The following is an 8,755-nucleotide window of genomic DNA, read 5'->3' as shown; positions in this document are numbered from 1 at the left end:
GCTGCTGGTGATCCTCATCTTTCTGATGCTCACCACCACCTACAGCAAGTTCACGGAGCTGCAACTTACCCTGCCCGTGGCCGATGCCGAGCARCAGCGCGACCATCCCAAGGAAGTGATCGTGTCGGTGGCCGCAGACGGCCGTTACGCCGTCAACAAGACCGGCGTGGAAGGCAAGAGTGTGGATGCCATCGCCCAGGCTCTGCGCAGTGCTGCCACCGCAGGCCGCGACAGCGTGGTCATCATCAGCGCCGACGCCATGTCGCCACACCAGTCCGTGGTCACTGTGATGGAAGCCGCGCGCCGCGTGGGCCTCACGCAGATCACGTTTGCCACGCAGTCGTCCGCGTCGGGACGCGCGGCCAGCCGCTGACGGGCATGGCCGCTTCCGGGCCGCAGCCGCCCCGGGCTTCGGCCCCGCAGGTCTCTCCGCCCACGGCCGAACAACGGCTTCACAACATCTGGCAGTCTCGGGGTCCAGCGGCTTGGGCACTGTGGCCCGTCTCCCTGATGTATAGCGCGTTGGTGGCGCTGCGCCGCTGGCTGTATGGCAGGGGCTGGCTTCGCTCCGAACACCCGGGCCGCCCCGTCATCGTGGTGGGCAACGTGATTGCCGGAGGCGCCGGCAAGACCCCGGTAGTCATCGCACTCGCCAAACACCTGCAGGCGTGCGGTCTGCGCGTGGGCGTGATTTCGCGCGGCTATGGCCGCAGCACGCACGACTGCCGTGCGGTGCTGCCTGACAGCCTGGCCAGTGAGGTGGGCGACGAGCCCGCCCTGATTGCCCGCAGCGTGGCGGCGGGTGGCACAGTGCCTGTGTTTGTGGCCCCGCGCCGCATCGCTGCCGCACGCGCGCTGCTGGCCGCGCACCCTGACACCGACGTTCTCATTTGCGATGACGGCTTGCAGCACCTGGCGCTGCAGCGGGACTTGGAGATCTGCATCTTCAATGACCAGGGCATCGGCAACGGATTTCTGCTGCCTGCCGGCCCGCTGCGGGAGCCCTGGCCCCGCGCCGTGGACATCGTGCTGCACGCAGGCAGTGCGCCGCCGCGCGGGACCACGGCGCCTGCATTTGAGCTGCAGCGTAGCCTGGCGCCCTATGCCCTGCGGTCGAACGGCCAGCAGGTGCCACTGGCCCAATTGCAGGGGCAACCGCTGCATGCGGTGGCAGCCGTGGCCAGACCCAGCGAGTTTTTTGCCATGCTGCGCACCCAGGGCCTGGCGCTGGAGCGCACCGAGGCCCTGCCAGATCACTATGATTTTGATAGCTGGCAGCGCATATCCGACCAGCGTATGCAGCTTGTTTGCACTGAAAAAGACGCCGTCAAGCTCTGGACCCGCCATCCCGACGCACTGGCTGTTCCCCTGGTCGCGCAGATGGACCCGCAATTTTTTACCGTCCTCGATGCCTGGCTCCATCGAGTTGCGACCGGCCCAGGAGCCCAAAGGCCGCCGCTATCATCTGCCCCTGCCTGAACGAACCCTCCCGGAAAGCTCCTCCCCCATGGACCCCAAACTGCTTGAACTGCTGGTCTGCCCCGTCACCAAAGGACCCCTGACCTATGACCGCGAGGCGCAGGAACTCGTCTCGCGCAGCGCGCGGCTGGCCTACCCGGTGCGCGACGGAATTCCGGTGTTGCTGGAAAACGAAGCACGCACCCTGACCGACGAGGAACTGGAGCAGTGAGCGCACCCGTGCCCGCCGTAGCCCACACCCCCTTCACCGTGCTGATCCCGGCACGCATGGCTTCAAGCCGCTTGCCAGACAAGCCTCTAGCCGACATTGCGGGCCTGCCCATGGTGGTGCGCGTGGCCCAGCGTGCTGCGCAGAGCGCCGCAACCCGCGTCGTGGTGGCCGCCGACGATGCCCGCATCCTGCAAGCCTGCGCAGTGCATGGCGTAGATGCCGTCATGACGCGCGCCGACCACGCCAGCGGCAGCGACCGGCTGGCCGAGGCCTGCATACAGCTGGGGCTGGACGGCGACGACATCGTGGTCAATGTTCAGGGTGACGAGCCGCTGATAGACCCCGGCCTCATCAATGCCGTGGCAAGCCTGCTGCAAGACCGAGATGGAAAGCGCCCCGAAGCCAGCATGGGCACCGCTGCCCATGCCATTGCGTCCCTGGCCGACCACACCAACCCCAATGTGGTGAAGGTGGTGCTGGACGCGCGGGGTCTGGCCCATTACTTCAGCCGTGCACCCATCCCTTTTGGCCGCGACCACGCGGGCACGGCCTGGTGGGAGGGCGCGGCACAGGCCGCACAGCCCGGCGTCAAGGCACTGCAAGGCTTTGCACCGCTGCGGCACGTGGGCATCTACAGCTATCGCGCAGGGTTCTTGCGGAAATTTCCGCAGCTGGCGCCAGCACCGACCGAGGCGGTGGAGGCCCTGGAGCAGCTGCGCGCACTCTGGCATGGCCACCACATCGCCGTGCACTTGGCAGACGCGGCGCCCGGCCCTGGCGTGGATACGCCGGAGGACCTGGAGCGGGTGCGCGCGCTGTTTCGCTGAAAGCTCTCTGGCGCCGCCGTGCGGTGTGCACTGCGGGCGCATTTCAACGCACTGGGGACGTACAGCGGGGCTCCATGGTGCACACGTGGAGGCGCCGACCTAGAAACGGTCACCCATGTAAGTCAGCGCAAGGTGGTCACATGCTATCCTCAACTGTAACGAGAGCACCGCATCCCGGGCGCACAGAACGGCTTCAGGCGCCCTTCGAACGTCCCCGCCAGCGGCGCCACCCGATTTCTAACCTTCGAGGACATCCATGAGACTGATTCTGTTGGGCGCGCCTGGCGCCGGAAAGGGCACGCAAGCCACGTTCATCTGCCAGAAGTACGGCATCCCCCAGATCTCCACCGGCGACATGCTGCGCGCAGCGGTCAAGGCCGGCACCCCCCTGGGCCTGCAGGCCAAGGCAGTGATGGATTCGGGCGCCCTGGTCAGTGACGACATCATCATCGGTCTCGTCAAGGAGCGCATCACGCAGGCAGACTGTGCCAACGGCTTCCTGTTCGACGGTTTCCCCCGCACCATTCCCCAGGCCGACGCCATGAAGGCCGCAGGCGTCAAGCTGGACTATGTGCTCGAAATCGATGTGCCCTTTGACGCCATCATTGAGCGCATGAGCGGCCGCCGCTCGCATCCCGCCAGCGGCCGCACCTACCACGTCAAGTTCAACCCCCCCAAGGTGGAAGGCAAGGACGACGTGACCGGCGAAGAACTGATCCAGCGCGAAGACGACAAGGAAGAAACCGTCAAGAAGCGCCTGCAGGTCTACAGCGACCAGACGCGCCCCTTGGTGGATTACTACAGCAACTGGGCCAAGGATGAACCCGCTGTAGCGCCCAAGTACCGCGCCATCAGCGGCACCGGCAGTGTGGACGAGATCACCGCACGCGCGCTGCAGGCGCTGGCCAGCTGATACATTGAACCAGGAGCAAAAAACCGCCTGACACACGTTGGGCGGTCAAGCCCCATCAAAGCGACGCACCGCACCAGGGCGTCGCTTTTTTCATGGGCCGCCTTGAAGCACGGCAGCCGCGACAGGCGCCTGCTGCGGGCGTGTGCGTTGACTCAGGCAGGACTGGACCGCAGGCCGTAGGCTTTGCCGTCCACAAACAGGTACTCGGCGCGCAGTACCGCCTCGCCCTTTTCGTCCCGCAGGCCAAAACCCACGACTGATACGGCGGTGCCTGGCTTGATCTCTGGCACCTGCCACGCCTGCATGCGGGTCAAAGGCGCCAGCTCAATCTCCCAGACGCGGTCCTTGCGGGTGGGGAGCACCGTTTTGGCCAGCAGCGCGCGGCCATCCACGGGCGCTGTCTGCGCAGGGATGGCACGTTGCGCAAGGTCCGCTGGCAACCGGAGCGCTGCGGGCGGTTCCAGCTCCAGCTCTGCGTGTGGGTTTTGCCAGCGCACTTTGCGCACTGTGCCCTCCAGATACAGCGGTCGGTCTGCATCGAAACTGCTCCAGCCATGGTGGGCGTTCACCCCCAAAGGCAAGGCACTGGCGGCGATCAGCACATGGCGACGTTGCAGGCTCATACAGACTCCTGATGAAAAGGGGGCGATCTCAAAGATACGCAATCCAGCGGCCACAAGCCACCACCGCCAGCCACACCATGGTGGATGCCAGCATCTGAAGGCGGGCCAGCCCATCCAGGCGCGTGAGGGAATCACGTGCATGGAACCACGCCGCATTACAGCCCGCAAGCATTAACAACAGCATCTTCAAGGTAAAAGCGCGGTTGCTGAGCAACTCTGATGGCTGGGTAGCAAACATCAACAGACCCGACGCTGCCGCCAATCCAAAGCCACACCCGGCCAAAGTCAGCCCCAGCCGGGCGAGGTCTTTCATCGGCAAGGCCGCACCGCGCCCAAACACCCGCAACTCCAGCAACACCAGATTGCCCAGCAACAGCGCAATGCCCACAATGTGGACGACTTCGAGCGCGGGGTAAGCCCAGGCGTGTGTCTTGAGTGCGGTGAACACGGCTGGCAGTCCTTTTCGATCAATCCGCCCGCAGCAAATCAAGCATCAGAGCGACCCGCGCCTTGACTGGCGACAGGCCTTGCGAGGCAGGCAGCGCATCACCCGGCTTGGGTAGCACCTGTCCCTCGGCGCAGCGGGTGGAGCGCACCACCCGCACCCCGGCTTTCTGCGCGCGCACCAGGGCAGCCTCCAGATCGTGGTGGATCGTGCCATTGCCGGTGCAGGCCACCACCAGGCCCTGCACGCCCTCTCGCACCAGCGCATCTACCGCCCTGCCCGATGCCCCAGCATGGTTCATGACGATTTCCACCCACGGCCAAGCCCCAGCGTTCACTATATTATTCATAGCGCTATCGGCATGATTGACATGCGCTACCGGGCTATTGCATGCCCAGCGGACCACGCACTCTTCCACCCATCCCAAAGGACCGGTCTCGCCCGAGCTGAAGGCATTGACGCGGTAGGGATGCACCTTTTGCACATACCGTGCGCCATGCACTTCACCCGCCGCAACAGCCAGCACACCTGTGGCACTGGGTGCCAATACCGTTGCCACAGCGTCCAGCAGATTCTGGGGTCCATCGGGGGTCAGGGCTGTGGCGGGCCGCATGGCGCAGGTCAGCACCACGGGCTTGCGCGCATACAGCACCTCGTGCAAAAACCACGCGGTCTCTTCCAGGGTGTCCGTGCCATGGGTGATGACCACACCTCTCACCTCCGGGTCGCTCAAATGGTGCGCGCACCGCAGAGCCAGCGTGCGCCACACCTCGCAATCCATGTCCTTGCTGTCGATCTGCGCCACCTGCTCAGCAGCCAAGGCGCCCCCTGGCAATGCCTGCAGGCCTGGCACGGCCGTCAGAAGTTGCTCCACCCCCACCTGGGCAGCGGTGTAGCCGATGTTGTCTCCCGCCTGTGCAGAGGTGCCCGCAATCGTGCCACCGGTGCCCAAAACCACAATTTTTTGCCCACTCACTTGCATACTCCGAAAAACTGGTGAAAAATACAGTTACTGGATTAAAAAACAGTTGTTCGCCACTGTAACCGCCTGCACCGGAAACCACCATGCTCGACAACCCCAAACTCACCGCCCGCCAGCAGCAGATTCTGGAYYTSATCCAGASCGCCATCGCMCGCACCGGCGCGCCKCCCACCCGCGCAGAAATCGCGGCCGAGCTGGGTTTCAAGTCAGCCAACGCGGCCGAAGAGCACCTGCAGGCCCTGGCCCGCAAAGGGGTGATCGAACTGGTCAGCGGCACCTCGCGCGGCATCCGCTTGCGCGGAGACACAGTGCGCTCCATCAACGCAGCCCGTGGCAACCAATTCAGTCTGCCCATCCCGGGTCTGTCGCAGCTGGTCTTGCCCCTGGTAGGTCGGGTGGCTGCGGGGTCGCCCATTCTCGCGCAGGAACATGTGGACCAGACCTACAGTGTGGAAAACAGCCTCTTCCAACACAAGCCCGACTACTTGCTCAAGGTGCGGGGCATGTCCATGCGCGACGCCGGCATCATGGACGGTGACTTGCTCGCCGTGCAGTCCACCCGTGAGGCTCGCAATGGTCAGATCATCGTGGCCCGCCTGGGCGATGATGTCACCGTCAAGCGACTTCGCCGCACGGCCACTGCCATCGAGTTGCTGCCCGAAAACCCCGACTATCCCGTGATCGTGGTGCAGCCTGGCGAGCCTTTCGAAATCGAAGGACTGGCAGTGGGACTTATCCGCAACACCATGCTGATGTAGCGTGTGCCCCAGGGGCCGCACCGTGGGTGGCGGGCGTTTGGTGAACGGATACAACCGATTCACCAGCCCTGCGGTGCAGGTCCCGTTGAATGCCAAGGCCTCTCAGGCAATGCTTGATGGATCGGCGGAGCAGCTGTCTGCACGGTCGAGGGATCAACTCGCACTGCGTCTGTCTGCACTGGTGTTCGACCACTTTGCAATCCTGCCTATGTTCAACCCCCGACTTTCGGAGTTTTCACATGGGAATTGCTTTGTTCACCCTGTCTGCTGTGCAGAACCCTCTTCGCAGTCTTAAAAAGCTGCTTGCCAACCCAGCCAGTGCACCCAAAGACCGACTGGACCTGCAGGCACTGCCAGTCGGCATGAGACGTGCCAGGCCAGGCAACGCCCCAGCATCGGCCTCCCGCAGCGACGAAGCCCAAGCCCTGGTTCCCAGCAACTCCACAGAGCCCCAGGCACAACGTCCATTGCGCGGAAATTGGCCCTTTACCGCCAAACCTCCAGTACGAACGCCAGAAAGCCCGACCAGATCCGCTGCCACCCACCGCTCCTTCCTGCCAACACACATGGCCGGCAGCAAACGACAGGCCTTTTTGGCGTCAGTGGGTGCAGACCACTGCCCACCACAATCCACCCGGGTGCTGCGCCGGGCCTCTGACACAGGCACCTGCCGCCTGGTAATTGCTGGCCGCATGGCCGATGTGTGCGCAGAGCTGGACCGCCTGGCAGCATCCGAGGCGCTCCGGGCCTGATTCGCAAAGCGCAGCAGGCGGCACGAGCGCCAAGCCCTCTTCTACGCCCCGCGCACCAGGGCTGCGGCAATGTCGGGCAGTGCTCGATCCGCAAACGTCTAACACCGGGGCACCGGCAGGTCCAAAAATCCGCACCGAGCTGCAGCAGTCGTGGTGCATGGCACTCTCTGAATGCGGACTTCCGTGCACGCGCAGTGCAAGAAGTACGTCTGCGGGGCCCATGCAGCACTCAGTCACCAAAAAACCGCAGGCTTTGGTATGCCCAGCACGGCCCCTGTGGCATTCCCCTGCGCCCGTCAAGGCACAATGTCGGCATGAATATTGTGATCCTTGATTCCCATATTCTCCAATGAGTTTCTGAATCAACTCTCATAACCTACGCCATTACCTACGCTGCATTTTATGTTCTGCGAAGTCACTCCACTGCGCGCCAAAGGCCTGCGCCTGCGCCCCGACGAATGGCCCGAGCCATCGCGCGGGCTCCTGCGCATGAGTCACATGTCCTATGACCAGTGCGCGGCCAGGCGCACCGTGCGGCGCGTGGATCTGCTGGGGGAGTGGGTGTCGCACCCTGTCACCCTGATGCTTCTTTTTGAGCCCGATTTTGTGGATGTGGTGGGCGACGGCTTTCTGCTGCGCGGGCATGTCGTGGACTCCAGCAGCGGGCGGAGCTATGAACACGAACAGCTGTGGCTGGTGCGGCCGTGCGGCGACCCGGCAGCGCCACCGCTGCCCAAGTTCGACGCACGCAAATGGATGAAGAAGCTGCCGGTGGAAGAGCGCACCGGCAAAGAACCCTCAGTGAGCGAGCAATGGCACAAGACCCACGTCAAAACCTGATCCCCTACCCCACCCTGCTGCGCACGCCGACCTGGTATGGCGGCATGCCAGACGAGCTGGTGTTGCCGCTGGAGGCTGCGGCCTACCTGGTGGAGCAGGTGGAGCCCGACCGCTGGACAGTGACGGTGAAGCACACAGGCGAGGTGCTGTATCGGGGGATTGGGCCGGTGGAGGTTATTGAGTCACCGGCGCCGTTTTAGTCGGCTTTCGCCACTAATCAATTAAATCACCACACGTGACATTCCAATTTTCCACATTGCGTAAGCAACAACAATCAGACCGCAAAGGAAAAAAGCAAATGACGCCCAACCTAATAACCAAGGAATACTAGCCTGCTTGTCAGTGTTTTCCACATCCTTTTGCAGAGCTTCGGACCAGCTTAACTCTCCGCTGTAATACTTCTCCATTAAGCTATTCCACCCCATGAAGAMGGTGTTTGTCCTATGGATTGAATGAGCTCGACCAACTCCAACCAAAACAAGTCCCAGCACAAATATTAGAAGTGCAACATAGCTCCATACAGCTGATCGGTACTCTTGAACGGCACCAATAAAGCCTATCATTCCAGCAACAGCCCCACCATTGACCGCTAGCAAATACTGCCATACGCCTTCATGAGCACCAGATGTCAAAGTCACCAATTGGTCAAATCTTGAGTTATGGTGGTGCCATCGAAATTCCGCCATTTCAGCTGTCGCACCACGAACGTGGTCGTATGGATATTTATTTGACTCTGTATTCATTCTAAAAATATAGCCTAATTTTGAGAAAAAATGAATCGAAAATTTTGAGCTAGTCAATCCGAGGCAGCGGTTCGTCATCCCTTTGCGGGATAGCCTGCCGCTGCACCCGCTCCTGCAGCTCCCTGGCCAGCTCGCGCTGGTCTCGGAGCTGTTTGTCTTTCTGGGCCTTGACGGACTTGCCG

The 8,755-nt window shown here is 62.7% G+C and carries 12 protein-coding genes; 8 read left to right on the top strand and 4 right to left on the bottom strand.

What is annotated here, in order from left to right; translation table 11 throughout:
* The 5 genes from AC04MI_RS21085 to adk form a co-directional block, all read left to right on the top strand.
* On the top strand, nucleotides 1–373 hold a 373-nt coding region (locus AC04MI_RS21085; RefSeq protein WP_476498606.1), incomplete at its 5' end, for an ExbD/TolR family protein.
* Nucleotides 374–378: 5 nt separating this feature from the next.
* On the top strand, nucleotides 379–1,479 hold the full coding sequence (gene lpxK, locus AC04MI_RS21080) for a tetraacyldisaccharide 4'-kinase (protein ID WP_436077463.1): 1,101 nt from the start codon (nucleotides 379–381) through the stop codon (nucleotides 1,477–1,479).
* A gap of 28 nt (nucleotides 1,480–1,507) precedes the next feature.
* Entirely contained in the window at nucleotides 1,508–1,690 is a 183-nt protein-coding gene (locus tag AC04MI_RS21075) for a Trm112 family protein (protein ID WP_056062396.1), read from the top strand.
* Nucleotides 1,687–2,517, top strand: a complete 831-nt coding sequence (gene kdsB / locus AC04MI_RS21070) for a 3-deoxy-manno-octulosonate cytidylyltransferase (RefSeq protein WP_436077464.1) — start codon at nucleotides 1,687–1,689, stop codon at nucleotides 2,515–2,517. Before AC04MI_RS21075 ends, kdsB begins: the two co-directional genes overlap by 4 nt.
* Before the next feature lie 256 nt (nucleotides 2,518–2,773).
* Nucleotides 2,774–3,430: an adenylate kinase gene (gene adk, locus AC04MI_RS21065; RefSeq protein ID WP_056062394.1), complete on the top strand. Its 657-nt coding sequence runs from the start codon at nucleotides 2,774–2,776 to the stop codon at nucleotides 3,428–3,430.
* Between the two features lie 152 nt (nucleotides 3,431–3,582).
* Here the strand turns inward: adk and AC04MI_RS21060 are convergent, their stop codons facing one another.
* Genes AC04MI_RS21060 through AC04MI_RS21050 form a run of 3 tightly spaced genes read right to left on the bottom strand, consistent with a single transcriptional unit; the run spans nucleotide 3,583 to nucleotide 5,480 of the window.
* Entirely contained in the window at nucleotides 3,583–4,053 is a 471-nt protein-coding gene (locus tag AC04MI_RS21060; protein ID WP_436077465.1) for a DUF6152 family protein, read from the bottom strand.
* Between the two features lie 28 nt (nucleotides 4,054–4,081).
* Nucleotides 4,082–4,501: a hypothetical protein gene (locus AC04MI_RS21055; RefSeq protein ID WP_260667678.1), complete on the bottom strand. Its 420-nt coding sequence runs from the start codon at nucleotides 4,499–4,501 to the stop codon at nucleotides 4,082–4,084.
* Between the two features lie 19 nt (nucleotides 4,502–4,520).
* Nucleotides 4,521–5,480: an asparaginase gene (locus AC04MI_RS21050; RefSeq protein ID WP_436077466.1), complete on the bottom strand. Its 960-nt coding sequence runs from the start codon at nucleotides 5,478–5,480 to the stop codon at nucleotides 4,521–4,523.
* An 83-nt stretch (nucleotides 5,481–5,563) separates the two neighbouring features.
* On the opposite strand from AC04MI_RS21050, the gene lexA reads away from it, so the two are divergent.
* The 3 genes from lexA to AC04MI_RS21035 all read left to right on the top strand — a co-directional run bounded on the left by lexA (nucleotide 5,564) and on the right by AC04MI_RS21035 (nucleotide 8,030).
* Nucleotides 5,564–6,238: a transcriptional repressor LexA gene (lexA, locus tag AC04MI_RS21045; protein WP_476498605.1), complete on the top strand. Its 675-nt coding sequence runs from the start codon at nucleotides 5,564–5,566 to the stop codon at nucleotides 6,236–6,238.
* A gap of 1,154 nt (nucleotides 6,239–7,392) precedes the next feature.
* Nucleotides 7,393–7,830 (top strand): hypothetical protein, encoded by a 438-nt coding sequence (locus AC04MI_RS21040; RefSeq protein ID WP_476498604.1) that lies wholly within the window; start codon nucleotides 7,393–7,395, stop codon nucleotides 7,828–7,830.
* Nucleotides 7,803–8,030: a hypothetical protein gene (locus tag AC04MI_RS21035; protein WP_476498603.1), complete on the top strand. Its 228-nt coding sequence runs from the start codon at nucleotides 7,803–7,805 to the stop codon at nucleotides 8,028–8,030. Before AC04MI_RS21040 ends, AC04MI_RS21035 begins: the two co-directional genes overlap by 28 nt.
* 21 nt (nucleotides 8,031–8,051) lie before the next feature.
* Here the strand turns inward: AC04MI_RS21035 and AC04MI_RS21030 are convergent, their stop codons facing one another.
* Complete coding sequence (locus AC04MI_RS21030) at nucleotides 8,052–8,651, bottom strand: hypothetical protein (RefSeq protein WP_476498602.1); 600 nt, start codon at nucleotides 8,649–8,651, stop codon at nucleotides 8,052–8,054.
* Between the last annotated feature and the right edge of the window lie 104 nt (nucleotides 8,652–8,755).

This window comes from Acidovorax sp. LjRoot204, from assembly GCF_056175785.1.
This window is presented reverse-complemented; position numbering and strand designations above follow the sequence as displayed.